This window comes from Roseobacter insulae (genome assembly GCF_019375555.1).
In the GTDB taxonomy this organism is placed as follows: domain Bacteria; phylum Pseudomonadota; class Alphaproteobacteria; order Rhodobacterales; family Rhodobacteraceae; genus Roseobacter; species Roseobacter insulae.
The window spans coordinates 201246-227759 of sequence record NZ_JAHXDN010000005.1; the positions used below are offsets into that span (position 1 = coordinate 201246).

At 59.7% G+C, this 26514-nt stretch carries 24 protein-coding genes; 10 read left to right on the top strand and 14 right to left on the bottom strand.

Features of this window, described 5'->3' with window-relative positions; genetic code table 11:
• Positions 1-3: 3 nt before the first annotated feature.
• Complete coding sequence (locus KX928_RS18125) at positions 4-573, top strand: TlpA family protein disulfide reductase (protein WP_219505525.1); 570 nt, start codon at positions 4-6, stop codon at positions 571-573.
• Between the two features lie 35 nt (positions 574-608).
• On the opposite strand, the gene KX928_RS18130 is transcribed toward KX928_RS18125, so the two are convergent.
• The 7 genes from KX928_RS18130 to KX928_RS18160 all read right to left on the bottom strand — a co-directional run bounded on the left by KX928_RS18130 (position 609) and on the right by KX928_RS18160 (position 8022).
• Complete coding sequence (locus tag KX928_RS18130; RefSeq protein ID WP_219505527.1) at positions 609-1676, bottom strand: Hint domain-containing protein; 1068 nt, start codon at positions 1674-1676, stop codon at positions 609-611.
• 632 nt (positions 1677-2308) lie between these two features.
• Complete coding sequence (locus tag KX928_RS18135; RefSeq protein WP_219505528.1) at positions 2309-3160, bottom strand: ABC transporter permease; 852 nt, start codon at positions 3158-3160, stop codon at positions 2309-2311.
• 13 nt (positions 3161-3173) lie between these two features.
• Positions 3174-4031, bottom strand: coding sequence for an ABC transporter permease (locus KX928_RS18140; protein WP_219505530.1), 858 nt, complete (start codon positions 4029-4031; stop codon positions 3174-3176).
• Positions 4032-5132 carry an ABC transporter ATP-binding protein gene (locus tag KX928_RS18145; protein ID WP_219505531.1) on the bottom strand — a complete coding sequence of 367 codons (1101 nt, stop codon included), beginning with the start codon at positions 5130-5132 and terminating at the stop codon, positions 4032-4034.
• 65 nt (positions 5133-5197) lie between these two features.
• Positions 5198-6220, bottom strand: a complete 1023-nt coding sequence (locus KX928_RS18150; protein WP_257883954.1) for an extracellular solute-binding protein — start codon at positions 6218-6220, stop codon at positions 5198-5200.
• Between the two features lie 317 nt (positions 6221-6537).
• Complete coding sequence (locus KX928_RS18155; RefSeq protein ID WP_257883920.1) at positions 6538-7203, bottom strand: DUF2306 domain-containing protein; 666 nt, start codon at positions 7201-7203, stop codon at positions 6538-6540.
• A gap of 93 nt (positions 7204-7296) precedes the next feature.
• The gene (locus KX928_RS18160) at positions 7297-8022 is read right to left on the bottom strand and encodes a class I SAM-dependent methyltransferase (RefSeq protein WP_219505538.1); all 726 of its coding nucleotides are present in this window, start codon (positions 8020-8022) and stop codon (positions 7297-7299) included.
• A 109-nt stretch (positions 8023-8131) separates the two neighbouring features.
• On the opposite strand from KX928_RS18160, the gene KX928_RS18165 reads away from it, so the two are divergent.
• Positions 8132-9016 carry a LysR family transcriptional regulator gene (locus KX928_RS18165; RefSeq protein WP_219505540.1) on the top strand — a complete coding sequence of 295 codons (885 nt, stop codon included), beginning with the start codon at positions 8132-8134 and terminating at the stop codon, positions 9014-9016.
• A 296-nt stretch (positions 9017-9312) separates the two neighbouring features.
• Here KX928_RS18165 and KX928_RS18170 read toward each other — a convergent pair whose 3' ends face one another.
• The 3 genes from KX928_RS18170 to KX928_RS18180 all read right to left on the bottom strand — a co-directional run bounded on the left by KX928_RS18170 (position 9313) and on the right by KX928_RS18180 (position 14208).
• On the bottom strand, positions 9313-12081 hold the full coding sequence (locus KX928_RS18170; RefSeq protein ID WP_219505542.1) for an EAL domain-containing protein: 2769 nt from the start codon (positions 12079-12081) through the stop codon (positions 9313-9315).
• A gap of 130 nt (positions 12082-12211) precedes the next feature.
• Positions 12212-13060 (bottom strand): FecR domain-containing protein, encoded by an 849-nt coding sequence (locus KX928_RS18175; protein WP_219505544.1) that lies wholly within the window; start codon positions 13058-13060, stop codon positions 12212-12214.
• Positions 13061-13755: 695 nt separating this feature from the next.
• The gene (locus tag KX928_RS18180; RefSeq protein WP_219505545.1) at positions 13756-14208 is read right to left on the bottom strand and encodes an Lrp/AsnC family transcriptional regulator; all 453 of its coding nucleotides are present in this window, start codon (positions 14206-14208) and stop codon (positions 13756-13758) included.
• A 101-nt stretch (positions 14209-14309) separates the two neighbouring features.
• Here KX928_RS18180 and KX928_RS18185 point away from each other — a divergent pair, with 101 nt between their 5' ends.
• Complete coding sequence (locus KX928_RS18185) at positions 14310-14990, top strand: AzlC family ABC transporter permease (RefSeq protein WP_219505547.1); 681 nt, start codon at positions 14310-14312, stop codon at positions 14988-14990.
• Complete coding sequence (locus KX928_RS18190) at positions 14987-15283, top strand: AzlD domain-containing protein (protein WP_219505549.1); 297 nt, start codon at positions 14987-14989, stop codon at positions 15281-15283. Before KX928_RS18185 ends, KX928_RS18190 begins: the two co-directional genes overlap by 4 nt.
• A gap of 186 nt (positions 15284-15469) precedes the next feature.
• Here the strand turns inward: KX928_RS18190 and KX928_RS18195 are convergent, their stop codons facing one another.
• Both KX928_RS18195 and KX928_RS18200 read right to left on the bottom strand, forming a co-directional pair.
• Complete coding sequence (locus KX928_RS18195; protein WP_219505551.1) at positions 15470-16816, bottom strand: sensor histidine kinase; 1347 nt, start codon at positions 16814-16816, stop codon at positions 15470-15472.
• Positions 16817-16845: 29 nt separating this feature from the next.
• The gene (locus tag KX928_RS18200; RefSeq protein ID WP_219505553.1) at positions 16846-17514 is read right to left on the bottom strand and encodes a response regulator transcription factor; all 669 of its coding nucleotides are present in this window, start codon (positions 17512-17514) and stop codon (positions 16846-16848) included.
• Between the two features lie 157 nt (positions 17515-17671).
• Here KX928_RS18200 and KX928_RS18205 point away from each other — a divergent pair, with 157 nt between their 5' ends.
• The 5 genes from KX928_RS18205 (at position 17672) to KX928_RS18225 (ending at position 23191) form a co-directional block, all read left to right on the top strand.
• Positions 17672-18751 carry a tricarboxylate transporter gene (locus KX928_RS18205; protein WP_373274810.1) on the top strand — a complete coding sequence of 360 codons (1080 nt, stop codon included), beginning with the start codon at positions 17672-17674 and terminating at the stop codon, positions 18749-18751.
• A 65-nt stretch (positions 18752-18816) separates the two neighbouring features.
• Positions 18817-20844, top strand: a complete 2028-nt coding sequence (locus tag KX928_RS18210; protein WP_219505558.1) for a tripartite tricarboxylate transporter permease — start codon at positions 18817-18819, stop codon at positions 20842-20844.
• A complete protein-coding gene (locus KX928_RS18215; protein WP_219505559.1) occupies positions 20841-21932 on the top strand; it encodes a 4-oxalomesaconate tautomerase in 1092 nt (363 codons plus the stop codon). The genes KX928_RS18210 and KX928_RS18215 overlap by 4 nt, the downstream gene beginning before the upstream one ends.
• A 51-nt stretch (positions 21933-21983) precedes the next feature.
• Positions 21984-22217 carry a hypothetical protein gene (locus KX928_RS18220; protein ID WP_219505562.1) on the top strand — a complete coding sequence of 78 codons (234 nt, stop codon included), beginning with the start codon at positions 21984-21986 and terminating at the stop codon, positions 22215-22217.
• Positions 22214-23191: a D-2-hydroxyacid dehydrogenase family protein gene (locus KX928_RS18225; RefSeq protein WP_219505564.1), complete on the top strand. Its 978-nt coding sequence runs from the start codon at positions 22214-22216 to the stop codon at positions 23189-23191. The genes KX928_RS18220 and KX928_RS18225 overlap by 4 nt, the downstream gene beginning before the upstream one ends.
• On the opposite strand, the gene KX928_RS18230 is transcribed toward KX928_RS18225, so the two are convergent.
• Positions 23160-24185, bottom strand: coding sequence for an AbrB family transcriptional regulator (locus KX928_RS18230; protein ID WP_219505993.1), 1026 nt, complete (start codon positions 24183-24185; stop codon positions 23160-23162). The two genes, KX928_RS18225 and KX928_RS18230, sit on opposite strands and share 32 nt — an antisense overlap.
• Positions 24185-24820, bottom strand: a complete 636-nt coding sequence (locus KX928_RS18235) for a GntR family transcriptional regulator (protein ID WP_219505566.1) — start codon at positions 24818-24820, stop codon at positions 24185-24187. The genes KX928_RS18230 and KX928_RS18235 overlap by 1 nt, the downstream gene beginning before the upstream one ends.
• A gap of 76 nt (positions 24821-24896) precedes the next feature.
• Here KX928_RS18235 and tcuA point away from each other — a divergent pair, with 76 nt between their 5' ends.
• Positions 24897-26366 (top strand): FAD-dependent tricarballylate dehydrogenase TcuA, encoded by a 1470-nt coding sequence (tcuA, locus tag KX928_RS18240; protein WP_219505567.1) that lies wholly within the window; start codon positions 24897-24899, stop codon positions 26364-26366.
• The last annotated feature ends 148 nt before the right edge of the window (positions 26367-26514 follow it).

Below are 26514 nucleotides of genomic sequence, written 5' to 3' on the forward strand. Positions count from 1 at the left end.
GATATGAAAAGAATACTTGCTGCGCTCGTTTATACGGCCCTTGGCGCGGGCGCAATCTTGGCTCCGGAGAGCGCGCAGGCTGATCTGACAAAGGCCGCTCTGTTACGCGACGGGGACATGCGGAAACTGATATTCCACGAAGTGCCAGAGGCCACGTCGACAGCCTCTTATGACCTTGCGGATGGCGCGGGCGAGCAGACGCTGGAAGCCTATCGCGGCAAGTATATTTTGCTCAACTTCTGGGCCACCTGGTGCGCCCCGTGCCGCAAGGAGATGCCGCAGCTTTCCGAATTGCAGGCGGAGTTCGGCGGCGATGCCTTCGAGGTCGTGACCATTGCCACGGGCCGGAATTCGCCTGAGGGGATCAAGAAATTCTTCGAAGAAACCGGCATCGACAATCTGCCCCGGCATCAAGACCCACAACAATCGCTGGCCAGCCAGATGGGTATTTTCGGACTGCCGATCACCGTGTTGATCGACCCTGAAGGGCGTGAAGTGGCCCGGTTGCGCGGCGATGCAGACTGGGCAAGCGACAGCGCCAAGGCCATCGTCGAAGCGCTCATCACGCAATAACGGCCTGGTGTGTCAATGCGATCGATCGAAAACCCTCAGGCCGCGTGCATGAGGATTGCCGCCTCTGACGCCGACAGGTTGCGACGCGCGTAGCCGCCATACGTGTGCGGATCATATGCAAGATCTGGATACTGCCTGAGCAATCTCGCGCGATCCGTGCTTTCCAGGGTCGCCAGCGCGGTGCTGGCCGGATGAAAACTCTCGGTTGCCACCCCGTTTGCCCAGAGAATGTTATGTCCGGGCAGCAGCAGATGAATGTAGGTGACCTCGCGCACGTGCACATCGACGGCGATGTGTTGCGCGTCGATCAGATCCTTGGCCGCCACAAGCACTTCGGGGGTGTTGAACAGATCATCCGCGACCGGTCCGGACACCAGTATCCGATGCGCCGGCGACACCAGCAATTCCTGATCCGGACGCCCGGCGTTCAATGCCCCTGCGCGAATCCGTACCGGGCGGAGATGCGGCAGGGCAAAGAGACGCGCGCCAGTCATGCGCCGGCTGCCAATCCACTCAATGGGTTGAGCGCCGTTGTCCTTGGTTTGCACAAGGTCACCCACAGCCAGGTCCTGCACCAGCCTGATGCCGTCCGGGGTCGCAATACGCGTGTCGGGTGTGAAACAGATGACCCCTCCGCTGTCCGGCTGGTTCGACAGTGAGGGTTTGGCGCCCAGTGTATGGTGCACGATCCACAAATCCGACCCGCGGGGTGGTAATTCATCTAGGAACATCAAGAGCGGTTGGGCACCGCCCCCCACGTTGATCAGCGTGACCGTGTAACTTTGCGCGCCATCCGTCACAACGAAACTGCTGTCCGCCAGCCTGCTCTGGACCGTGTCGCCATCGGGCAACGCCATTGTGTTGATGTCCAGGGCGGCTCCGACCAGCCGATGCACCATTTTCGCCGCGCGCTTGCGCAACGTGTCTGACCCGTCTGCCCGATCCAACCGCAAAACGCCGGATGGTCCGTCTACCTGTACCGCATCCCCGCGCCAGGACCACGCCGCACCCACTGTCAGGGATTGCACTGGCGCGGCCTCAAGGCCGTCTACTTCCGTTTGCGACCAGGAGATGACGAACGTGCCACGAAAGCCCGTTTTCATTGCCTGTTTGCCTGCCTCTGTTTTTTATTAAAATTTGGTTAACAATACAGATGCACTCTGTGAACCCTTTTTTTTAAAGGATTCCAGAGTGTTGCAATTCGACCCTGATGTCACTTAGTCCGATCCATCCTTTTACTCGCAATTCGACCCATGAATGCGCCAACTGTTTTGGGGCATCAGATCAGGATCTCCGCATCGCTATAACGTCTTTCTGGTATGACAGAAACCAGTGATATCTGTGCTGCCTTGGCAAATTATCAGTGCGTTCTCTGTTGGGGCGGCGTGGACGGATCGCGCGGTGTGAGCCGATCCGTCGCGCAGGATCAGGCGCCTCATTATCCTACCGTTGCCGCCCTGACCACTGAATGGATTTCCGACGGACTTGCAGGAGGTATCTTCCGTTTCTCACTCAGGCTTGGGAACCGCCTGGCAGGGCATCTCATCCATCAGGGTGCCATCTTTCAGGCTGCAGAGATATGGCCCTGCTGTCCACTCATCCGGTCTGGCTCATCTACAGCTCTTAGTTCTGTTTGACAGCGCCATGCAATACACGTTGCAGCAATAAAATCCGCCTCGATCCGCTTTGTCGCCATCGCGTGCAGCTCGGCAGACAGCCCGACCCGGCAGTTGCGTCAACTGCGTTTCTGGAAGGCAATCATAACAAGGGCCAGGCAGGACGAGCCAACCATGAGCAACAACGACACCGCATTCAAAAGCGGGGTCGAGCCCTCTTTCAAACGATCAAACATCGCAATGGTAAGCGGTGCGTCCGAGCCCACCAGCATCAGGGTAGTGTTGAAGTTTTCAAAGCTCATCAGGAAAGACACGACAAATGCGCCGATCATTGCGGGCGCAAGATAAGGCATCGTGATGGTTCGGATGGCCGTCAAACGCCCTGCCCCAAGGTTCAGAGCGGCCTCTTCCAGGCTGCGGTCAAACTTCTGAAGGCGCGCGCCGATAACCAGTGTTGCAATGGTGGTGATGAAGGAAAACTGGCCCAGCACCACCAGCCATAGCCCGGGCCGAAGTATCTCCAGATCGATCTGGAACCCGTCCCACACCCCATTGGCCACGCGGCTGGAAAACACCAGAATGGAAATCCCCAGAACGATGCCGGGAATGACAAGCGGCAGCAACATCAGCACGTATAGTGCACCCTGCCCACGGAATCTGTAACGGTTGAACAAAAACGCGTTGGTCGTTCCTACGCAGACTGACAGCGCAGACACAACGACGGCGACAAACACAGACGTTCCAATGGCTTTCAGGATGGCGCGTTCGTGAAACACCCCAATCATCGGGCGTTCCGAGCCGAAGAACCAATTCCACGTGAAGCCTTCCCACGGCAACGACGGGAACTGGCTGTCATTGAAGGCAAACACGGCAACCACCACAAGCGGCAAGGCCAGAAAGATAAAAAACAGGGTCACATAGGCCGCATAGGCAGCGGTCAGAACCCGCGGTTGAGGGATTGAGGGGATCATGTCTTCGCCATCCTCATCCCATTGTCTTTTCCAGGGATTGCCCGGTCAGTTTCAGCATGCCCCAAACAATCGCCGACGACAGGATCAGCAACATGAACCCGAAGGCCGCGCCAAGCTCCCAGTTAAAACGAACGATGAATTGCGAATAGATCAGTTCCGTGAACCACAGGCTTTCCTTGCCACCGAGCATTGTCGGCGTCAGGTAGTTGCCGAGGCTCAGCATGAAGACCACGATGCAGCCGGATACGATGCCGGGCATCGCGTGAGGCACAATGATTTCGCGCAACACGCTCAGGCCGTTGCCACCCAGATCATAGCCCGCTTCCACCACTTCGTCGGGCAGGCTCTCAAGCGTGGTGACCAGTGGCACAACCATGAAAAGCATCGAGGTATAGACCAGCCCCAGCATGATGGCTCCATCGTTGTACAGCATCTCGACCGGGCCGCTGGACAGGCCGGTAAATTGCAACAGGCTGGAGAACACACCGGTTTCCCGCAGCAAGATCATCCACCCGAACGTCCGCACCAGTTCCGACACCCAGAACGGCACGAGGCAAAGCAGGAACAACGCCGATTGCACGCGACCCTTCACCATTTTCGCGATGTAATAAGACACCGGGAAGGCAATCAGCAACGTGATGACCGTGGCCAGAACCGACATCACCGCCGTGCGCAGAAACGTCCACAGGTAAAGGGGTTCGTTGAAAAACGTCAGGTAGTTGGCGAGACTGGTCTCATATGTCCCGACCCCGACCCGCTCACGCAGGGAAACGAGGAACACATCCACATGCGGGATGAAAATCAACAGCGACAGCCACAGGAGCAAAGGCGTCAGTAGCAGTGCCAGGCCCAGCTTCGCCTCGTTGCGCATCTACGTGGCTCCCGCGGCAAAGCAGTTACCCTGATCGCCTGCCCACCCGATGTGCACCGCAGCGCCCTTTTTTAACGCGGCAAACTCACCGGATTGCGGCAGGTTGACTTCAATTTCGTCGCCCTCTTCCGCACCGCAAACCAGCACTCTGCTGGCCGCACCGTTAAAAAGCATGGACGTCACGTGCCCGGAAATCAGGTTGTCGAAATGTGCCAACTCATCTTTGGAATGGGCAATGCGGATCGCTTCGGGTCGCACGAAAATATCGGCGTGATCCCCTGCATGAAGGGCACGGCCATGGGTGGCACCGCGCAAGATCATGCCGCTTTCGGTGCGCAATTGAATGCTCTTGCCCTGTTCTTTTTCAACACGGCCGCGCCAGCGGTTGGTGTCACCCACAAACCCGGCAACAAAAGCGGTGTCGGGACGGTAATAAAGATCGCGGCCCGTCCCCATCTGCTCAAACCGGCCCTGGTTCATCACCGCGATGTTGTCCGACATTACAAGCGCTTCTGACTGATCATGCGTGATGTAGACGAATGTCGTGTCGAACGCGGCTTGCAGCGCCTTCAGTTCGACCTTCATTCTTTCGCGCAGCTTCAGGTCCAGCGCGCCGAGCGGTTCGTCCAGCAACAGGACATCGGGTTCCAGAACCATGCACCGTGCAATGGCCACACGCTGCTTTTGACCGCCCGACAGCTCATCGACCTTGCGAGAGCCAATCCCGGGCAAGCCGATCCGCTCAAGCGCCTCGCCGGTTTTTCGATCAATCTCGGATTTGGCCAAGCCAGCCCGGCGCAGGCCGTAGCCGATGTTGTCGGCAATATTCATCATCGGGAAGAGGGCCAGATGCTGGAACACCATGTTCACCGGGCGCTTGTTCGGCGGAACATCCAGAACCGATCTGCCCTTGATGCGAATATCTCCCTCGGAGGGGTCCAGAAACCCGGCGATCATCCGCATGATCGTGGTCTTCCCACAACCGGACGGGCCAAGGATGGAGAAGAACGACCCCGGCGGTACCGCGAAGGACACGTTTTCGACGGCCGTTGTTTGGCCAAACCGCTTGGTCAGGCCCGTGCACTCAAGATCTGGGGTCATTCGGGATCACTAAAATGGAGGTGACGCCCGCGCAACGGCGGGCGCCAGAGTTGGGTCACGACGGATCAGTTGGCCGCTTTCACACGGTCCAGAACACCACCCTCGATCGCTTCAAGACCGGCAGGAACCGGCGGATACCACTTGATGTTGTCGATGGCTTCCGGCGGGAAGCTCGCCTGGTACCGCGCTTTCAGATCGTCGGCGGCGTAGGCATCGGCCCCCTGCGCTGCGGTGAAGTTCCCCGCTGCTGCAGTGATCATGGCGGCCACTTCCGGCTGCATTACGAAGTTGATCCATGCATAGGCCGCTTCGTCAGCTTTTCCCTTGGCCGGCAGAACGAAGGTATCAACCCAGCCAAGCGCGCCCGATGCGGGGGCCACGAAAGTGATATCGGGGTTGTCCGCGTTCAGCTTCCATCCGCCGGTGTCCCAGGCCATGGAGGCAACAACTTCGCCCGAACGCATCAGGCCCATCAATTCGTCGCCACCGCCCCAGTAGGTTTTCACCCCTGCCTTGCATTCGATCAGCTTGGCTTCGACCTGGGACATGATGTCGGAATAGGCAGCCTCATCGCCGTATGCGGCGAACGGGTCCAGCCCCATCGCATAGGCGAAACCAATCAGCGTGGGACGTTTCAGGCGATAGGACACCTTGCCGGCAACGTCGGCGTCACACAAATCGGTGTAGTCCTGCACGGATGCGGCGCTTTTGGTGTCGACGACCAGCCCGCTGGTTCCCCACACATGGGGCACGCCGTACACCGCGCCATCAACGGTGGTGTTGATTTTCGTGGCTTCCAGCATCGACGGGATGAACTGAGCGGCATCAATCTTTGTCAGGTCAATCGGCTTGTAGATACCAAATTCCTGCTGAGGACCGGCAATGCGGTCCTGGCTCGGCTGCGCCAGATCAAAGCCACCGCCCCCGGTCGCGCGCAGCTTCGCGATCATTTCCTCGTTGTTAGATTTGGTCACTTCGACGGTGTGGCCTGTTTCCGCTTCGAACTTGGCCACGACCTCTTCAGGGGCATATCCACCCCATGTCAAAAGCCGAAGCGTGTCAGCCGATGCGGTGGTTGCGGCGCCCATGAAGGCAAACGCGACGGCAGTGGATAGCGTAATGGATTGATTTTTCATGTTTCCTGTCCCAGTTGACGAGTCAATGATTGGCTACTCCGACACTGTGCTGATTTTTGATCAGCCGGTCAAACCGAAACCCCGTTCTGCCGGCATTCGATGCGGGTGCGGATGTTGCAGGCAGGCTGGGATCGCGGCGACACGGCACAGGCATGAAACTGATGACGACTGATGGCCAGTTGCGGCGCCCTGCCGAAACCGAACCCGACTGGCGATAACAAAGCCAATGTGTCCGTGATAACGGCCGCCTACACGAGGCCAGCGGCCTGTCAGGCACGGGAGTGTCCGGCGGCCCTGAAACGTTTGGGCCTGAGAAGTTTGCCAATCACCACTTCGGCGATCAACATATTGACCGCCCAGGAACCAACCATGAGACCATCACGGAGTGACCCCGCAGGTTCCGTTCCAGCAATCACCATCCAGCCTATTCCAAAAAGGGCCTGCGTCGATGCGCCTTGGCCAATCGCATAGGCTCTGACCATTGACGCGCTGTGCCGGAAGATGTTGCCTGACCGGCTGGCCAAGATTGCCCAAATGATCAGGCAAAGCATCAGGACACCAAGGTTGATCCGAACGAAAAACAATATGGTTCCCTGAAGCGCGGCCGGGAAGTCAAACGCCACTGTCATCCACAACCCGCTGGCCGCAGAAACACACCCTGCCACCGCGACCACACAGCCAATGCCGCGGTGCATCGCCGGACGATAATGTCTGATGCCTGGCAGGAACTGCAGCGCACCCGCGATGCAGAATAGGAAACTGCCGACGATATGCAGAATGATCGGCACAGGATCCGCCAAAGCGCGTGGATTTTCAGGCACAATTGATGGACCACCCGCCAGTTCGAGCACCCGAAACAACCCGCCAAAGGTCGGGATGAGCGAGTAGACAACAATGGCCAGAAATAGGCCCCACTCACGCCTGCTAAGTATCATCACGTGACATCCTTTTCTTCCGGGCGCGGGGTTCGCTGCCACGCCGCAGTGTTGCCCGTTCGACATATCGGTTCCGCGTTGACTGAGACGGTGTCACGATAGCCTGCGCCCCCAGACCGCGATACTTGCCCGACCCGCACATGACCCCAGATCGAGTGGTCGCAGCCCGATGTCTGACATCTGGCAATCCCGCAGCCATCCGGCGGCCTGTGCCTCGGTCACCGCCCATGTCCGCCAGCGGAATTGAATAAGCGCGCCAAACACCGACCGACGGGTCATGCAGCAAAACAGCAGACCACCCGGTTTCAACACGCGCATCATTTCGCGGAGCGCCTGCCGCGGTTCCGGCAGGTGTTCCAGCACATGCGCTGCCATCACGACATCAAAGAACCGATCCGCATAGGGGATTTCGCGGACATCGGCCTTTTTGAGCAAGGGTGCCAACCCGGCCTGTCGCATTGTACTGTTGGCCGCTGTCAGCATCTCGCCAGATACATCGATCCCGTAAAAACTCGCATCGCCCGACAGAAGCCCGTTCAACGCCAGCGAGAGGCTCCCGCTGCCGATGCCGCAATCCAGCACCTGCATGTCGCGCCGTGCATCCGCAACACCACTCGCGGCCAATGCCCGCCGATAAGCTTCCTCAAGCCGGTACCGATCCGCCGTCCGAGCCCAGTTTTTGGCTGCCGCATCATACTGGCGTGTCAGTTCGCCGGGCGTGCGCGTACGCCTGCTGATCGCTACATGCCAGGATCCAACCTCGCGAGAGAGAACGGGAATCCTTCCCTTTTCCGAACATCCGATTGGTGAGCCGTTCATGTCGCTGTCGCACCCGTTGTGAGCTGTGAAATCATGTGTCGCGGACCATGTAAATCCGACGTGTCACATACGAAATTGCGCAAATTCGTAGTTCTGGTATGCACAAATAATGGAGTGGAAAAGAACAGCATTCGATTGGAACCAGGCGCGGGCGTTTCTGGTCACGGCCGAAGAAGGTTCCCTGTCTGCTGCGGCCCGGGCGCTTGGGTTGACACAGCCCACGCTCAGCAGACAGGTCGCGGGCCTTGAAGAGGCGCTCGGGGTGACGCTTTTTGAACGAACGCCCCGTGCGCTTTTATTGACCCAGGCGGGCGTAGAGCTGCTGGACCACTTTCGCAGCATGGGGCATGCGGCAACCCGCATTTCCATCGCCGCCACTGGCCAGTCACAGACCATTACCGGGCACGTGGCGATTGCCGCCACGAACCTGATGGCGACCCATTTCCTGCCGCCAATTCTTTACGCGTTACAGGCGAAGGCGCCGGAACTGCAGATCGAGATCATCACGTCCAACCGGTTGAGTGATCTGAAGAGACGCGAGGCCGACATTGCGATCCGGCACGGGCGTCCCACGGATGAAAATCTGTTTGCCAAGCGCCTGCGCAACGCGACAGCGCATCTCTGCGCGGCATCCAGCTACCTCGACAAGGTCGGACGCCCGGCGCGGGCCGAAGACCTGTCCGATATGCACTTCGTGGGTGCGGAGTATCCTGAGCAACTGCTTGGGCCGTTGGCATCACGCGGCGTGAACCTTACGAAGGCGAATTTCAACTATGTGACCGCCAGCGGCACGCTGTCACTTGCACTTGTCCGGCAAGGCCTTGGGATCGGCATCCTTCCGGCGGAGATTGTAGACGCCTATCCTGAGCTCGAAAACGCGTGGCCGGATTTCGAACCGATCGAGATTGAAACCTGGCTGGTGGCCCATCGTGAACTGCGCACAAACCCGCGAATTCGGCTGGTATTCGACCATTTGTCTGACGCAATCGGATAGCGGGGGCGACCGTCCCGTTGTTGCACGCGGCAGGGCGTGATGCGCTGGAAACAAGTCACTGCTCGCACACTTCTGCAACTGATCGAACGTCCGACAACCTGCGTAACCCGCCGGCTAAACCCACAATTGCCTGTCCGGTCGTGAAGTCGGGTTTTTTTCTGGGCTAGGCGGTACATTGCCTCCGACGCGATCTACGGCCGCATTGAGCCCACTCTGGCCCGACCCGGTCAGAGGCGCGGCAGTACTGCGTGCGTTTCGGTACGCGGGGCGCTGTGGAAAGCTCCACGCGCGTAGGCTCAAACGGCATTCAATGCCTGTCTCGCGGACAGGAAATTGCGGCGAATATCGTCGATCGACTGTGGCTTACCGTAATAGTATCCCTGCGCTTCCGTGCAGCGTTCCGCAAGCAAAAGCTGCGCGTGCTCCTCTGTCTCAACACCCTCGCAAAGCAGCTCGATGCTCATCCCCTCACACAGCTTCACGACGGAGCGAACGATGGTCAGCGCGTGCGCATCTTCCCCCAATGCCTGGGTAAAGCACTTGTCCAGTTTCAGCTTGCGCAACGGCAAGGTCGAGAGATACGCAAGCGATGAATACCCGGTGCCAAAGTCGTCCAGCGCCCAGGAAACACCCAGCATTTCCAAATCGCGCATGGTTTCCACAACGCAATGTGATGGCGTCATAAACACGGACTCGGTCAATTCCAGACACAGACGGTCAGCGGACAACCCGCTTTCCCGAAGCGATGCCTGCACATCGCCAATCAGATCCGCATCCAACATCTGCAACGCGGATACATTGACCGCCATCTCCACATCCGACGGCAGATGCAGCGCATCGCGCGTGGCCTTTTTTAGAACCCACCGGCCGATTTCCTGGATAAAGCCATTCGATTCGGCGATCTCGATGAACTGGTCCGGAAACACCTTGCCGATGGTCGGGCTTGTCCAGCGCAGCAACGCCTCGACACCAATAAGCCTTCCATCGATCATGCTGACCTGGGGCTGATAAACGAGGTTGAATTCCTCCTGCTCGATGGCGGTCCACATCGCCCGCTCGATGGCGCGCGCTCTGATCTTGCGCGAGACCTGTTCAGGTTCATGGCATTGGATGCGGGTACCGCCCAGCTGTTGCGCCTCGTCGAGCGCTTCCTCCGCCTGATCCAACAGCTCGCTGGCGGACGCGCGTGTTGGATCAGCCTGGCTTACAAACCCGATCCGCGCCCCGATCTGCGCCTGGGCGTCGCCAAGAACATAGGGAGCGGCGATCATCTCCTTGATTCTTTCGGCGATCTGCACCGGCGCGGTCTCATCAGCGTCATCGACGGAAAACACTGCGAAGCGGTCTCCACTTACGCGAACGACCGGTGAAAGTCGATTTTCCGACGCAGTCAGACGCGCGACGACCTCATTCAGGACAAGATCGCCGACATCCCGCCCGAAGGTGATGTTGATTGTCTTGAAACGATGGAGGTTCAAGGCAATGACGGTGACGCTCCGCCCCGCATCAAGTTGATCTTGCAGACAGCGTAGAAAAGCGGGGCGACGTAACGCCCCTGTCCGCTCGTCATGATTTGATAGGTAAGTCAGCTGCTCTTCTTTCTGACGCAGGACGGTCACATCCCGGGCAGACACGGTTGCGATGCTCTTGTGAATGGTTCCCTGACCGCGCGCCTTGCTGGCGACCTCAAGAAACGACGGGGTGACCACGTATTGCAGAACACGGTCCTCGACGCGCGCTTCCTGAAACCCTTGTGCGCTCCAGCGGCCGTCGTGATGCGCCGCAATCGCCTGCATGGCGGCGCCTTCAAAAGCCTCCGGCAGTCGGCGCTGTCCATCCGGGCGTCCCCTGATCAGAAAATCCGCGCTCCTGCTGCTGTTGAGCACGGCACCCTTGTGATCAATCACCACGATCATATCCGAACTGTCCTTGAATACCTGCTCCATGACACGTTTTGTATTCACGACTTCAGCTCGCGACTTTCGGATCAGCCACTGGCTGAGATCCAATGCCTGGCCCAGCCGCCACAGGCTGTACAGCAGGAACCCGGGATAAAGCGCACCTGTCGTCAGCTGAATTGTCTGCATGCGGAACAGGACCAGCCCCGCGACCTCGGTCGTGGCGATCACCAAGACTGTCTGGCAGATCAGCATCCAGGGGCTGAAGTCGCGCCCCTTGGTTTGGAAAATGACGACCGTTGCCAGGAGCAGCACAATGCTGGCAAGGCCGGTCAGATGGCGCGGAACCAGTTGCATGGCGAGAGTTTCGGTCGCCAGCGCATGAACCATCGCGCCGGGAATGATACCATGAACCGGCACCGCAAAGTTGTCTCTGAGCTCAAGCGCAAAGGCTCCGATCACCACGGATTTACCTTTGAGCGCCGCATCGGGCACCGTGCCTTGGAGCACGTCAATTGCCGAATACACCGGGATGGTCTCGGGGCTCAGTGAATAGTTGATTGTAAATTGCTCACCCGGAGGGCCAAAGACACCGGACAGCATCGAGGCTGCGGAAGGCAAATCCTCCCCGTTTACGGGAGCGCTGAACAAATAGTGTCGCACAAGCCCGTCCGGATCGGAGGGCACGTTCACCAGAACCGGCCAGCTCAGTGCGTAGAAGGGCGCGTATGGAAGGTTATAGCTGAGTTCAAAAGGCGCGTTCGAGGCCGCTGTCTGTGCTTGTGAAAAGGCGGACAGGTAGGTGCTGCCGCCCGCCTGCTCCAAGGCATCAATAAAGCGCTGGTCGTCGGCAGGATCGCCAGCAAATGCGAAATCTACATCGAAGAAGACGTCTCTTGCGCCTGCCTCGGTCAGTCGGTTCAGAAGTCTTGCGTGCGTATCTCTGAGCCAGGGCCATTGGCCGATTTCCTTGAGGCTCTTGTCATCGATCGCGACCATTACGACGTCTTCGCTGACCGCTTTCGGCGACAACAGCATGCGCAGATCGCCAATTCTCGTATCGACCAGCCGCAAAACGCCCATCAGATACGTAGCGATGATCAAGACACCGATCACGAGGACCGGAGCCAGCCTTATCGCGACGCGGATGGAGTTTTTGGGCTGCATTTCCAAGACCGAATCGCTTTCAGTTCAACTCCGCTGCGCGCATGGACATGTGCGTTTATTTCGCCCGCGGCGACATCTGAGGCGAGTCCAACATTCTGCGGGAGACCAAGCGCTGGCTGGTATCACTCAATTACTCATTGCCGCCGCTATTGCCGTTGCCATTACCGCCGCTATTACCGCCGCTGTTACCGTTACCGTAACCGCCGCTATTGCCGTTGCCATTACCGCCGCCGTTACCGTTGCCATTACCGCCGCCGTTACCGTTGCCATCGCCGCCGCTGTTGCCGTTGCCATTGCCACCGCTGTTGCCGTTGCCGATGCCGTTGTTGCCAGCTGCTGCGGACCGCTGTGACCTGTTTGATACAGACGAACTTGCAGCGGCAGGAAGGTTCTTGCTCACCGCGTCGATGGTCTTTTTTGTCGGACGCGCAGCTCTGACCCGCACGCTTGTATTGACCGATGGCGCGACCGTCGCTTTCTGGCCGGAGGTCACGCTGGTTTCCTGGGACGATCCCTCTCTTTGCACATTGACTTGACCGCGATCAACGCGCACCGACGATGCGCGACGGTTCACCGTCACTTCGAAGACCGTACCCTTAACCACCGCTGCAAGATGTGGCGTGTTGACCTTGGCGTGCCGACGGTTTCTGGTTTCAAGATCCAGAAGCACAGACCCTTTGTGCTGCACGACCTTCGTGTTCAGTCCGTTTTGTCGCCAGGTCGCAATTGCGGCCAACGATCCGGGCCGTATCAATATGCGCTCGGAATTGCGGCGCAACACGACGCGACCGTCCCGTCCTGTATGGATCCAACTTGCGTTTGGAACTTCCTGACCCAATTCAATTGGCGCCCATGTTTTTCCATCCGGCGCAAAGGTCACCTTGCCGCCCAGCCTGTCGACAGTCCAACCCGAAGACGCATGGACCGCACCACTGAAAAACAGGAGTAGAAAGAAAACTGTCTGAACCAGAAATCGCATGTCGTTACCTCCAAAAATGATAGGCGACGTTTCGCGCACTCCGGATAATATCGCGTAAACTTGTCATGCTGCGCTGCCTGTTTTTCCCTGCTGGCGCAGAAGTATTTGATTGCAATTCTAAGTAATCGGCGCGGCAGATGGCATTTCTGACACGACATAACACGCATCGCCGGACGCTGAGCGGGATGACCTGCTTGAACCGGCACGGTGCGCTATATTGATCCCGAATGCTGGCACTACCGGTTCATTCCTGATCCCGCCAAGGAGTGTTCAACTGTCACGGTCATGACGCGGCCGATTATCGGCAGGCGCTTCCCTTGGCCGCCGAGTAACTGGATAAATCTGTGAAACGGTTCTGAGCACGCGGACGGCATTCAATCCCGCCATGATGACCTGTGGGTGGACGATAACCGGGACGCGCTTGTTCAAAAATGCATCGCGACAACACACGAAAGGCGGCAGTTTCCGGTCGCGTGCGCCGCCACCCGGTGCCCTCCGTCACGGCGTTGTCTTTGGGCGCCCGCCTCTCATGTGCCTGGGTAACTGGCGCCGCGCGACCCTTCCACGAATCGATCTGGCGGTGAGTGACCGCTCACTTGCAGATCACGTTCATCCGTCGCGCGGAGGCCAGCGCGCTGTCCCATAGCCGATCAGAAACCAGTGCTCATAAGCGGCCACAGGATGGGCTTGCCGCACTAGATTGGCAATTCCAGCGTTGTCTTTTCGGTAGAAACCACGATCGATGTCCTGAACTTGCGCACGTTCTTGTCAGCAAAAAAGAACCGATGAGTGAATGCTTCGTAATCCGCGATATCTCTGGCCATAACGATCATGATGAAGTCCGCGTCGCCCGCTATGCAGTAGAAGTGGGTCACCTGCCGATCCTCCCGCGCCTTCCGCTTAAAGGCGTCGATCTGATCCAGACGGTCTCTTTCAAGCTCGACCGCAACGATTGCCGTCACCCCGAGGCCGAGTTGCTGTGGGTCGAGCACGGCGACTTCCTTCCGGATAACACCATCGGCCCGCATTGCTTTCAGTTTGCGCTGAACCGATGCCGTCGATGTCCCGGCCCGATCCGCCAGTTCTTGAATGGACGTCTTTGCATTCTGTTGTAACACGCGGAGAAGTTTCCGGTCTATCTCGTCCATGATTGTATCCCCTCAATTATTGCGCATTTTTGATTTAATGATGTCGTTCAGTAACCTTTACTGAGGTACAGTATCTCATCCAATTCAAGTATTTCAACCTTATGAAACACGGTGCGTTTGCGATACTTCCCCTGGCTTCCGGAGCAGCCCTTTACGGGTTCGCATTCGGGCTACTGGCTGCACAGGTCGGATTCCCATGGTGGGGCGTGGGCCTGATGAGCGCTGCCGTTCATGCTGGCTCATCTCAAATCGTGGCAGTTGAGCAATTTGCAAATACCTCGGCGGTTTTAGGCGCAGCCCTCGCCGGGGCCGCGCTCAACCTGCGCTATATTGGCATTGTTGCGTCCTTGTCAGAGGTACTTGATGGGCTGTCGTGGCGGATCAAGCTCCTGGCGATACACATCACAGGCGACGAGAACTGGGCGCTCACCATGTCAGAGCGTGCCAGGTCCCGGGATATTGGGCCTTCTTTTCTTATCGGGTCCGGACTTGTCATGATCAGTGTGTGGACGGTTTCGACAACTGCCGGAGCATTTGCGGGTGCTGTCCTGCCCGATCTGGAAAGATTTGGCCTTGGATTCGCATTCACAGCCGCTTTCATCGCCATGGCCAGAGGGCTGTGGCGCGGACGTTCCAGCGCCCTGCCCTGGATCGTAGCCTTCGGCGTTGCGATAGTTGTCGTGCAACTGGGCGCACCCAAGGCCTATGCCGTTGTCGGTGGCGCGCTCAGCGGTCTGCTCGCCTCTCATACCATCCGGCGCACGGGGAAGGTGGCAGCATGACCAGTGACCATTGGATACTTATCGCGATTCTGGCCATTGCGGCCTTTTCCATCAGGGTCGTCGGATTGCTTGCAGGCGACAAGATCAGGGCGTCCCGTCACGCCTGGATGCTGGACGAAATTCCGGGGCTGATTGTCGTCAGCCTCATCGCGGCCTCCTTGGCAGGACAGCCTCTGACGACGTGGGTTGCCGCCGCGATTGCACTATGTGTCGCGCATCTGAGCCACCACGTGATTGCCACGATGGTGGTCGGTGTCTTCGCCTATGCCTCCCTGTCATGGCTGGCACTGTGACGCGCAGCAGACACGTCAATCGGGAATCCCTGACATGACGGGAAACATTCTTGAGAGCGGTACCGTTCAGGGCCGCCGCGAGCCATCACGCCTCCTCTGGCAAGCTGCTGCCTGGCAGCGGATATTTCACCCGGAGGCCGCAGGTCACCTCGACCCGGCTGGCCACAGGAACCCGGCACCGGGATGTCATGACTTGCACGGCTGTCCAACCGGCAGGCGCAGTTCGACCCTTAGTCCGCGCGGGCGGGGTACCAGTTCCAATGCACCATCATGCCCGCGGGCGACCGCCTCGACGATCGACACACCAAGACCGCTGCCGGATGTCGCGCTGACGGTCCGAAATCGTTCACGCGCCGCTGCGATCTCGCCGCTCGTCAAACCGCGACCGTCATCGGTGACCGCAAAGAGCACATCGCCCCCGGCCTGCGTCGCCTCAACGTCGATATACGTGGTCTGCGGGCCGCCATGTCGCAGGGCGTTGTCAACGAGATTGCGCAGCGCTTCACGGATCATCGTTTCGTCGCCCGTCATCGCGCCCAGATGACCGTCAGACACGAACCTGATGACCGGATGATCGGTTTTCGTCTGAGTGAACTCATCGGCCCATGCCTGAAAGGCCATGTCGAGGTCAAATGCTTCCTTGGCGGAATTCGGGCTGATTGATTTCGCACGCTCAAGCAGCAGGAGCTGCTGGCTGAGATTGGCCGTCTCGCGCGCCGCATCCAGCAGATCCCGGGATCGTTTGCGCGATTCCTCCATGGTCGGAGCCGCATCGACCGCTTCCGCAAGCGACAAGACGCCCGCGATGGGATTGCGCAATTGATGTGCCGCATTCGAAATGAATTCGGACTGGGCCGCCATGCTGCGGGTGACCTGGCCAAAAAGGCGGTTCAGCGTGGCCACGATACCGCCTACCTCGGTTGGGACGGCACGCTGTATTGGGGTCAGCTCGTCACTGTTGCGGCTGGCAATGGCCGCTTCGAGATCCGTCAGCGGTCTCAGGCCGATGCGCACGCCGAACCAGACGATCAGGCCGAGAGCTGCGATCAGACCGGTTATGGCAAGCAGCGACCGCAATAACAGATCGCGAACAAAGGCTGCACGCACCGAAGCGTCCTGCCAGACAGTTGTCGTGAACACCCCTGCAAAGCCGTCGATCTGTGTCCGATTCTGCAACCTCACACCGTGGACCTGGCTGCCCAGATAGCTTGCGTCGAAATAATTGGGAGCCGAGGCCTCTTCGCTCGGGATCGGGATGCCGACGGGCGGCGTGGCGTAGCCCGCCACAATCACCCCGTCCGGTGCGTAGACATGGTAGAAAACCGGGCCGCCCGAGGTATCCGAAAGGATATCTCGCGTGCGCCCGGACAGCGCGTCTCCCCCCGAAATGGTCACATCATTTGCCACGGCAAGCGCCGCTGCCAGAAGGCTTTTGTTGAAAACATCCGTCGCGGTCTGACGCGCGTTGTAGAGCTGCCACAACCCGACAAGGACCGCGACCAGCATCAGCGGTGGCAGAATGACTGCGGTCAATCGACCTCTCAGCGACCATACCCCCCGCATCAGGAAGACGCGATCAGAGCGTAACCGATGCCACGGTGCACGCGGATTGAGACATCATATCTCGCCAGCCGTTTCCTGAGACGCGAGACATAGACCTCGACCACCTTGTCATCGGTGCCGCTGCCGACGCCATACACCTTGTCGAGCAATGTTTCCTTCGCAACGGGCGTGCCGCCCGCCTGTGCCAGTGCGACGAGCAGAGAGAGCTCGCGTCGCGGAACCTCCACCGCTTCGCCCCGGTGCAACAACTGCGGTGCTTCGACGTCCAGCGTGAGCTGGCCCAGATCGACCGTTCGACGCGGCGCCACGTCCTTGCGCCGCGCAAGGGCACGTACACGCGCGGCCAACTCGTCCATCTCGAAGGGTTTGACGAGGTAGTCGTCGGCCCCCGCATCCAGCCCGGCTACCCGTTCCTGTGTCGTGGAGCGCGCAGTCAACAAAATAACCGGGCGTGGATCGCTCCTGCGGCGCATATCGGCCAGAACTTCCAGCCCGTCCCGACCCGGCAGGTTGATGTCGAGAATAACCAGATCGCAGTCTTCCTGCTTGAGAAACTGGTCGGCGTCATCACCGTTATCAAGCGCATCGACCGCATGACCATCGTCTGTCAGGCGATAGGTAATGCCCTTTCTCAGGCTTTGATTGTCTTCAACAAGTACGATGCGCATGCCCAAGTTTTCTGCGCAATGAAGGGTTGGTGCAAGCTTCGTCAGGCAAAAAAGAGGTACCGAGACGGGGAATCACCCCGCTTACAATTGGTTTCCGACGCGTGACGCGCGCCGGAATTGGGAGGAAAACATGACTGAAACGAACACCACACGCCGTGTGGCGATGAGCCTTGTGGCCGCTGCTGCCGCAACCTTTGCAACAAATGTGTCCGCGGGTGGGCACGGCATAGACCTCGAAGGAAAGACCGTCGAATGGGTGATCCCGTTCTCGGAAACCGGCGGATCCGCCAAATGGGCCAACTTTTATGCTCCGCTGCTCTCCGAAGCGCTGCCGGGCAACCCGACCGTTGTGGTCAAATTCATGCCGGGTGCCGGTTCGACCAAAGGGGCCAACTGGTTCCAGGAGCAGGAGTACGATGACGGCACGCTGATCTTCGGCTCGTCGGGCTCCACACAATTTCCCTACCTGCTGGGTGATCCGCGCGTGCGCTACGAGTACAGCGACTGGAACGTCGTTCTGGCATCCGGTACCGGCGGCGTTGCCTATCTGCCGCCCGATCTGGCCCAGAAGATGGACGGGCTCGACGCCTCGGCGCTCCGGGACACTGACTTCATCTACGGCAGCCAGGGGGCCACGCGCCTCGACCTTGTGCCGCTGCTGGCGTGGGAGATGCTGGGCCTGAACGTGGAACCGGTCTTTGGCATCAAGGGCCGTGGCGACGGGCGCCTGATGTTTGAGCGCGGCGAGGCCAACATCGATTATCAGACCTCGTCGTCCTTCCTCAAGGGCGTGACACCGCTGGTCGAGGCGGGAACTGCCGTGCCCATGATGTCCTGGGGTGCTCTGGATGCCGATGGCAACATCGTGCGCGATCCGACTTTCCCGGACATGCCGACCTTCAAGGAAATCTGCGAGGCGACCGAGGGTTGCGAAACCAGCGGTGAACAATGGGATGCATGGAAAGCCTTCTTCGTGGCGGGCTTCCCGGCACAGAAAATGGTCTTTTTGCCAGCCGGTGCGTCCAATGATGCAATGGTAACCTATACCAAGGCATTCGAAGACATCAAAGCGCGGGATGATTTCGCCGATATTTCTGCCGGGCGTCTTGGGAAGTATCCGCAGATGACCGGCGCCAAGGCCGATGGCGCCCTGAAAAGCGCCACACAGGTGCCGGATGCCGCGAAAGAGTTCGTCGTGAACTGGCTGAGCGAACGCTACGGTGTGACGCTCAACTAAGCGCCTTACAGACCCCGGCCCGCATTGCGCGGCCGGGGTTTCTCCTGTTCGCAAAGGGTCGACAGATGGATTTCGTCTCAGTCGCGCTCCCCGCACTCGGGGATGCTGCCAGTCTTATTCTGCAACCGATCGTACTGGGCTATCTCGTGCTCGGTGTCGTTATGGGTCTGTGTATCGGGGTATTCCCGGGCCTTGGCGGCATCGCCGGCCTGTCGCTCTTGCTGCCGTTCATGTTCGGGATGGACCCGGTTCTGGGCCTTGCCCTGATGATCGGCATGGTTGCGGTGGTACCGACGTCCGACACCTTCGCCAGCGTGTTGATGGGCATTCCGGGATCATCCGCGTCGCAGGCCACAGTGCTTGACGGCTTTCCCATGGCCAAGAAGGGCGAGGCTGCCCGCGCCCTCTCCGCCGCCTTTGCCTCTTCCCTTTTCGGTGGCCTCGTCGGGGCGGCGTTCCTGACCGTCTTCATCCTTGTTGCGCGTCCCATCGTACTGGAGTTCCGCACGCCGGAGCTTCTTATGATCACGATCTTCGGCCTGTCGATGGTCGGCATCCTCGCTGGCCGCGTGGCCCTCAAAGGCATCGCTGCCGCGGGTCTGGGCATGATGATCGGCACCATCGGCGAGGGCGACAGCGCGGGAGAATTGCGCATGGCGACCTACGACATGCCCTACCTTGTTGACGGTTTGAAGCTGGTGATCGTGGGGCTGGGCATCTTCGCGATCCCCGAAATCGTCGCGCTGCTCCGGCAGGACCGTGCAATCGCTGACCGCAAACCCCTGGGCGGTGGCTGGCTGAGCGGGGTACGCGACTGGTTTGCCAATATCTGGCTGTCGGTGCGCTGTTCGATCATCGGCGTGGTCGTCGGTGTGATCCCGGGCCTCGGCGGCTCAGTTGTCGACTGGATCGCCTACGGGCATTCGGTCCAGACAACGAAGGACAAATCAAAATTCGGGTCTGGTGAAATTCGCGGCGTGATCGGGCCTGAAAGCTCCAACAACGCCAAGGAGGGCGGAGGGCTGGTCCCAACGCTGCTGTTCGGCATTCCCGGATCGGGGTCGATGGCGATCTTCATCGGCGCAATTGCATTGTTGGGGTCCGGCAACATCGAGGTTGGCCCTTCGATGCTGAAGAACAACCTCGACATCACCTACGCCATCGTCTGGCTGCTGGCGCTGGCCAATGTGGTTGGCACGCTGATCTGCATCGCCGCCTCGGGTGGCATCGCGCGGCTGACCACTATTCCCTTCGCATTGCTCGCACCCTTCCTGTTCATGATCATCAGCTTTGCGGCGTTCCAGTCTGGGCAGGACATCATGGACCTCGTGGCGCTGTTCGCCATCGGGTTTCTGGGTATCATGATGCGCCGGTTCGACTGGTCGCGCCCCGCCTTTCTGATTGGCTTTGTCTTGTCGAACCCGGCGGAAACCTATGCCAACCAGGCAGTGCAGATCGCCCAGTCGCGGTTCCGCAAGGGGTTTGACGAAGGTATCGACTACATCTTTTCGCCCATTGTCATCATCCTTGTCATCATCACTCTGATCTCGGTTGTCGTGGGTCTGAGGCAGGCAAAGACCATCATGGCAGAAGGTGCCGTCGAGAGCGGATCCAAACGCGCGCCCCTCATCTTTCTGCTGGTGATCCTTGGCTATCTGGGCATCGCCTTCACCAACGCCGCTATGATCCCCGACTATGCCGCTGCCGACCGCGTTTTCCCACGTTTCGTCGCCGGAGTGGCAATCGTCGCCTGCGTGATCCTGCTGGTGCAAATGATGCTGCGGGCCGAAACCCACGCGCTTTTTGCCGATCGCGAATCCAGCGAGGCGGAGATGAACGCGCACGGCCTGTGGACCACGCTCGCATGGTTTGCGGCGTTGCTGCTCCTGACCTTCCTGCTTGGATTTATCCTTGCCCTGGCGCTCTTTCTCTTCGCCTTCATCAAGTTCCGTGCCGGGCGCAGCTACGGATTTTCGGCGCTCTACACCGCTGCGGGCATCGCCTTCATGTGCTTCATGGCGGGCCTTCTGAACCGTGATTTCCCGCCCGGTCTTCTGCAATCCTATGCCGATTTGCCCTGGCCCCTGTCATGACGCAGACCGCGATCCCCTTTCTGTTCATGCGCGGCGGGTCTTCGCGCGGACCCTATATGCGGCGCGACGACCTGCCCGACGATCCCGAGACGCTGGCACGGGTTCTGGTCGCGATAATCGGTTCCGGCCATCCGCTGAACATTGACGGCATCGGAGGCGGGGCCGCCGTGACCACGAAGGTCGCCATGCTCTCCGCGTCAGAGGATGACTGGGCGGATGTCGACTACCTCTTTGCGCAGGTGAGCGTTGAAGACGGCTTGGTCGATTTCAAGCCGACATGTGGCAATATCCTTGTCGGTGTCGGCCCCGCCGCCATAGAGATGGGGTTGGTCAACCCTAAGACAGACGTGACCGACGTGCGCATCCGCGCGGTGAACACCGGCGCGCGCGTCTTATCCGGCGTACAAACAAGAAATGATGCTGTGCAGTATGATGGCGAGGCACAGATCGACGGCGTGCCGGGGACAGCTGCCCCCGTCAGCCTGATGTTCCGCGAGGTGGTCGGCGGCACAACCGGCGCGATGTTCCCGACCGGCAAGCGGATTGAAGTTATCGACGGTATCGAAGTCACCTGCATGGACGTCGCAATGCCGATGGTCATCGCGCGCGCTGCCGATTTTGGCCTGACCGGGCACGAGAGCGCATCAGGTCTGGATGACAACCGGGCGTTTTTTGCCCGCATGGAAGCCATCCGGCAAGAGGCTGGCGCTTTGATGGGTATGGGTGATGTCTCGTCTTCCGTCGCGCCCAAGTTCGGCCTGCTCGCACCCGCAAGAGGCGGGGGCACCGCGGCGGTGCGATACTTCATGCCCTGGAGTACGCATCCCACGCTTGCGGTCACAGGATCGCAATGCCTGAGCGCCTGCCTGCTGTGTCCCGGCACTGTCGGCGACGGGATTGCCACGGGGCTTTCCTCTGCGCCCGCCCATTTGACGCTGGAACATCCGATGGGCGTGATTGAGGTGGTTCTCGACTATAGGATCGCAGACAACAGCTTCGACGTAATCTCTGCGGGGCTCGTGCGGACAGCGCGAAAACTTGCGTCCGGAGACGTATTTGTGCCCCAGGAGATTTGGGCGCGAGATTGACTCGACTGGCAAATTGTATACCTTGGTATACAGTCAGAAAGGAAATTCATCATGACGTCTGAAGATTGCCTGATAGTTGCCAAAGCCGAACTCAGAATGGCCCGCCAGTTGATCCTCGACGAAATTCGAGACTACCCGACGCCGATCTCGGGCTGTGATGCGCAATATAACCACCTCATCGGGTTGCGCGGCTCCGTCTCCGACGCGCTGTCCGCCCTCGAGGCACCCCGCTTTGTCGCGACCCCACGCACGCCCGACCCGACCGCCGGCGTCGAAAGCCGGTGAAGGTTCACATCCTCGACGACTGGTTTGACACACTGCGCAATCTGCCGTGCTTTGACCTGCTGGACAACCACAGCGTCACTGTCTGGACGGATCACGAACCCGACCCTCTCCTTCTTGCAGAGCGGGTCAAGGACGCCGAAGCACTGGTACTTTTCCGCGAACGCACGACGATCGGAGCCGGTCTGCTGTCCCGGCTTCCACATCTGCGGCTCATTTCCCAGCGCAGCGTTTATCCGCACGTCGACGTCGCGGCCTGCACCGAAAACCGCGTGCTGCTCTGCTCCAACATGCACTCAGGGTCGCCCTCCTATGCGGCGGCGGAACACACGCTTGCCCTGATCCTTGCCAGCTATCGGCAGATCCCCGAACAGGTGGCGTCCATCCGTGCCGGGCGGTGGCAGTCCGGCGTGGGACGTACGCTGCGGGGGCGCACCCTTGGCCTCTATGGCTACGGACGCATCGGACAAGCGGTCGCCGGATACGCCAAGGCGATCGGTATGAAGGTGCAATGGTGGGCGTCAGATGAGGGTCGCAGACGCGCGCGCGCAGATGGAGAGCGCGTGGCCGACAGTCGGGACGCGTTCTTCGCGACCTCTGATATCGTCAGCCTGCATGTGCGCCTCAAGCCCGAGACGCGTGGCCTTGTCACCGCCACCGATCTGGCGCTGATGAAAGACCGTGCGCTTTTTGTGAATACGTCGCGCTCCGGTCTCGTCACTCCCGGTGCGCTGGAAGCCGAGATTCCGCTCGGACGGATATGCGCGGCTGTGGATGTGTTCGACACAGAGCCCCTGCGCGACACTGCGCACCCGCTCCTGACGCATCCCAACGTGCTGCCGACACCGCATATCGGCTTTGTCACCGAGGATGAGTTCGACCTTCAGTTCAAAGACATCTTCGAGCAGGTAAACGCTTTTGCGGCGGGGGCGCCGATCCACATGATCAATCCCGAGGTCTGGGCGAAATCAACCTGACGGCAATCGGCGCGCCAAGGATCACGACAAAGATCCGCAAGACGTGGTGCGCGACCACAAAGGCCACATCCGCCCCGACGATCAGTGCAAGAACAGTCAGTTCCGCCTGACCGCCGGGCGCAAAGGCTAAAAGCGCCTCCATCCCCGGTGCGAGGTCGAGGATCACAACGGCCTCGACAACCAGCACGGTCAGCACGATGAGGATCACGCAGAAGCCGACGCTTGCCACCAGATCACGGCTCACCTCGACCATGGTGATCCCTGAATACTTTGCGCCGATTGTCATACCGATAAAGAATTGCGCGGCCCAGATAGCCTCGGCCGGCGGCCGAAATTGCAAAAGCCCGGTGAGAGTGACGACGGCCGTCAGGATCAGCGGCCCGAGGATCGAGGCGCCGAAAAGCCCGATGCGCAGCGCAATCCACCACCCCAGCACCGCACATATCACCATGAGGGCCTGCTGGGGCAGCGGTACAGCCCTCATGGGCACGCCGGGCGGGTTGCTCAGATCCGCCTCCCAGATGCCATTGAGCAGGAACGGAAGGGCCGCGACGATGATCATCACCCGCGTGGCATGGATCAGGGACAGGGTGCGTACATTGCCGCCCGCTTCCTCTCCGAAGGCCAGCATGTCCTGCAAACCACCCGGCATTGTCGCATAATAGGCGGTGGGGAAATCATATTTCCAGACCCGCAGGAAGTAAGGGATACCAACAAGGCCAATGCAGATCACGGTGACCGGGATCAAGAGGAGCGTGGGCCACATCGCAGGAAACGTGGCCAGAACCGGTGGTGTAAGCGTTGCCCCCACCGCAACCCCGAGGATCGTTCGCATCCCGTCATTCAGTTGCTTGATCCCCCTCAGGCGCACGCCCGCCAATGCCGCGACGAGGCACGCCGCGATGGGGCCGAGCAGCCACGGCAGGGGTATATCGGCCACGTGAAACGCCCCCACGCCGAAAAGCGCAATCACAACTGTCACAGCAAACGGCATCACGGGGTCAACGCCCTCAGACGCTGGCGTAGCGAAGTTTGCAGATGTGCTTCGGCGGCCGCACCCGCCCCCTCGATGTCACCCGCGCGGAGGGCATCGAGGATCATCTGATGTTGGCGGACCACCGTATCGACCCGCTCTTCATCGGTGAATGTCGTCGGGCCCAGCAGCATGAGAGAGTTGTTTAAGGCGCGGGCGGCCTCAAGAAGAAACCGGTTACGGCAGGCCAGGTAGAGCCCCCTGTGAAACTCCTGGTTGATTGCCGCCGCTCGCGCGGGATTGCCGCGTTCGGTTGCAATCTCCTGGTTGAGGTCGTCAAGCGTGTCGAATTCCGCATCCGTGCCATGACGCGCCGCCAGTTCCGCCGCCGTTCGCTCCAACACAACCCGCATCTCATAGAGCTCAACGATCTCCGCGTGATCCAGTTGGCGCACAATCGCCCCGATGCGCGGACGATGCTCCACGATCCCGTCTGCCTCCAGCCGCCTGAGCGCCTCGCGGACCGGCGTGCGCGACAGCTTCAACCTTTCGCCCACATCTTCTTCGCGCAGGCGGTGTCCGGGCGCGTAGACGCCGGTTTGTATCGCTGCGATCAGGGCTTCATATGCTGCTTCACCGCTGGATTTCTGGATCATTGCACAGCCTCCCGCAGACTCCTGTTGCAAATTGTATCCAATGGGATACAAAACGTCCAGCCGAAAGGAGATCATGATGCCCGGAAAACAGGTGATTGTTGTTGGATCAGGTAACGCGGCCATGTCCGCGGGGATCGCTGCGCTCGAAGCAGGCGCCGACGTTCTCATGCTTGAGAAAGCCGGTCCGGACCTCGCAGGCGGCAACACCAAGTATACGGCAGGTGCCATGCGGATCGCCTACGAGACGTCGGACGCCCTGTTGCCCCTGCTTGCCAACCGCAACGACCCCCGCCTTCCGCATACGGATTTCGGCACCTACCCGGCACAGAAATTCGCCGACGATCTTCTGGGTTTTAACGAGGGCCGCCCCCTGTCCCCCGAGCAACGGGTTCTGGTCAGCGCGTCCTACGAAGCCGTAAGGTGGCTGGCAGGTCATGGTGTCACTTACGAACCGATCTATTCCCGGCAGAGCTTCGAGAAGGACGGCAGGCATATTTTCTGGGGTGGTCTGACGCTGGCCGCTGAAAACGAAGGTGTCGGCCTGTTTGATATGGAGCGTAGCGCTTTCGAACACCTTGGCGGGCGCATCCGCTACAGTGCAGGGGTAACCGGACTGTTGACCAAGGGTGACAAGGTCACCGGCGTACGCGTCGGAGACGAGGCAATTTCAGCCGACGCCATCATCCTCGCCTGTGGGGGGTTTGAAGCAAGCGAGGCCATGCGCGTGGCAAGGATGGGCCCGGCCTGGGCCGCCGCGAAAGTGCGCGGCACGCCCCACAACACCGGTGACGGGCTGCACATGGCTTTTGAACTGGGTGCCGCCCAATATGGCAGTTTCAAAGGATGCCACGCCACCCCGATGGATCTGCATATGAGGGATTTCGGCAATCTCGATCTGCCTCCGAAAGAGCGCAAGAACTATCGCAAGATCTGTTACTTTCTCGGTGTGATGCTGAACGCCCGCGGTGAGCGTTTCGTCGATGAAGGCATCAACTTCCGAAACTACACCTACGCTCAATTCGGTCGCGCGGTTCTGGAACAACCCGGACACATCGCATGGCAGGTCTTCGACGCCAAGGTCACCGATCTGCTCTATGCCGAATACAGCTTTCGCGATGCCAGCTTCGTAGAGGCCGACACGCTCGAAGATCTGGCACGCAAACTCGATGGCGTAGATACGGCAGCGGCTCTCTCGACCTTGCAAGACTTCAACGCCGCCGTTGATGACGCGCCGCCCTTCGACCCCACGGTTCTCGACGGAAAGCGCACACACGGCCTTGCGCTCGACAAGACGAACTGGGCCCAGCGGCTGGACACGCCACCTTTCCGCGCTTTTCCGGTGACCGGCGGCATCACCTTCACATACGGCGGTTTGAAGGTCGATGAGGCGGGCGGTGTTATCAAAGAAGACGGTACCCCGATTGCGGGCCTTTTTGCCTGCGGCGAACTTGTCGGTGGTGTGTTCTTCGGCGGGTATCCGGGCGGATCGGGACTAACCTCCGGAACCGTATTCGGGCGTCGCGCAGGGCAAGGTGCAGCGTCTTAGTGCACGGCCAAAGCGCGGTCTCGACGATTGCCTCGGCTTCTTTGCAACCGGACTTCTGGCCCTTGGTGTAAGGCTTTACACAAGCAGCCGGTACACCCCATTGGCGGTCGCTCAACCGTGGTCCTCGACACTGCGGCGTGACCGGTGC

Bases quoted from the DNA above. Each gene is read 5' to 3' on its own strand.
- KX928_RS18125 (WP_219505525.1), top strand. From the start codon at position 4: ATGAAAAGAATACTTGCTGCGCTCGTTTATACGGCCCTTGGCGCGGGC.
- KX928_RS18130 (WP_219505527.1), bottom strand. From the start codon at position 1,676: ATGAAAACGGGCTTTCGTGGCACGTTCGTCATCTCCTGGTCGCAAACG.
- KX928_RS18135 (WP_219505528.1), bottom strand. From the start codon at position 3,160: ATGATCCCCTCAATCCCTCAACCGCGGGTTCTGACCGCTGCCTATGCG.
- KX928_RS18140 (WP_219505530.1), bottom strand. From the start codon at position 4,031: ATGCGCAACGAGGCGAAGCTGGGCCTGGCACTGCTACTGACGCCTTTG.
- KX928_RS18145 (WP_219505531.1), bottom strand. From the start codon at position 5,132: ATGACCCCAGATCTTGAGTGCACGGGCCTGACCAAGCGGTTTGGCCAA.
- KX928_RS18150 (WP_257883954.1), bottom strand. From the start codon at position 6,220: ATGGGCGCCGCAACCACCGCATCGGCTGACACGCTTCGGCTTTTGACA.
- KX928_RS18155 (WP_257883920.1), bottom strand. From the start codon at position 7,203: ATGATACTTAGCAGGCGTGAGTGGGGCCTATTTCTGGCCATTGTTGTC.
- KX928_RS18160 (WP_219505538.1), bottom strand. From the start codon at position 8,022: ATGAACGGCTCACCAATCGGATGTTCGGAAAAGGGAAGGATTCCCGTT.
- KX928_RS18165 (WP_219505540.1), top strand. From the start codon at position 8,132: ATGGAGTGGAAAAGAACAGCATTCGATTGGAACCAGGCGCGGGCGTTT.
- KX928_RS18170 (WP_219505542.1), bottom strand. From the start codon at position 12,081: ATGCAGCCCAAAAACTCCATCCGCGTCGCGATAAGGCTGGCTCCGGTC.
- KX928_RS18175 (WP_219505544.1), bottom strand. From the start codon at position 13,060: ATGCGATTTCTGGTTCAGACAGTTTTCTTTCTACTCCTGTTTTTCAGT.
- KX928_RS18180 (WP_219505545.1), bottom strand. From the start codon at position 14,208: ATGGACGAGATAGACCGGAAACTTCTCCGCGTGTTACAACAGAATGCA.
- KX928_RS18185 (WP_219505547.1), top strand. From the start codon at position 14,310: ATGAAACACGGTGCGTTTGCGATACTTCCCCTGGCTTCCGGAGCAGCC.
- KX928_RS18190 (WP_219505549.1), top strand. From the start codon at position 14,987: ATGACCAGTGACCATTGGATACTTATCGCGATTCTGGCCATTGCGGCC.
- KX928_RS18200 (WP_219505553.1), bottom strand. From the start codon at position 17,514: ATGCGCATCGTACTTGTTGAAGACAATCAAAGCCTGAGAAAGGGCATT.
- KX928_RS18210 (WP_219505558.1), top strand. From the start codon at position 18,817: ATGGATTTCGTCTCAGTCGCGCTCCCCGCACTCGGGGATGCTGCCAGT.
- KX928_RS18215 (WP_219505559.1), top strand. From the start codon at position 20,841: ATGACGCAGACCGCGATCCCCTTTCTGTTCATGCGCGGCGGGTCTTCG.
- KX928_RS18220 (WP_219505562.1), top strand. From the start codon at position 21,984: ATGACGTCTGAAGATTGCCTGATAGTTGCCAAAGCCGAACTCAGAATG.
- KX928_RS18230 (WP_219505993.1), bottom strand. From the start codon at position 24,185: ATGCCGTTTGCTGTGACAGTTGTGATTGCGCTTTTCGGCGTGGGGGCG.
- KX928_RS18235 (WP_219505566.1), bottom strand. From the start codon at position 24,820: ATGATCCAGAAATCCAGCGGTGAAGCAGCATATGAAGCCCTGATCGCA.
- tcuA (WP_219505567.1), top strand. From the start codon at position 24,897: ATGCCCGGAAAACAGGTGATTGTTGTTGGATCAGGTAACGCGGCCATG.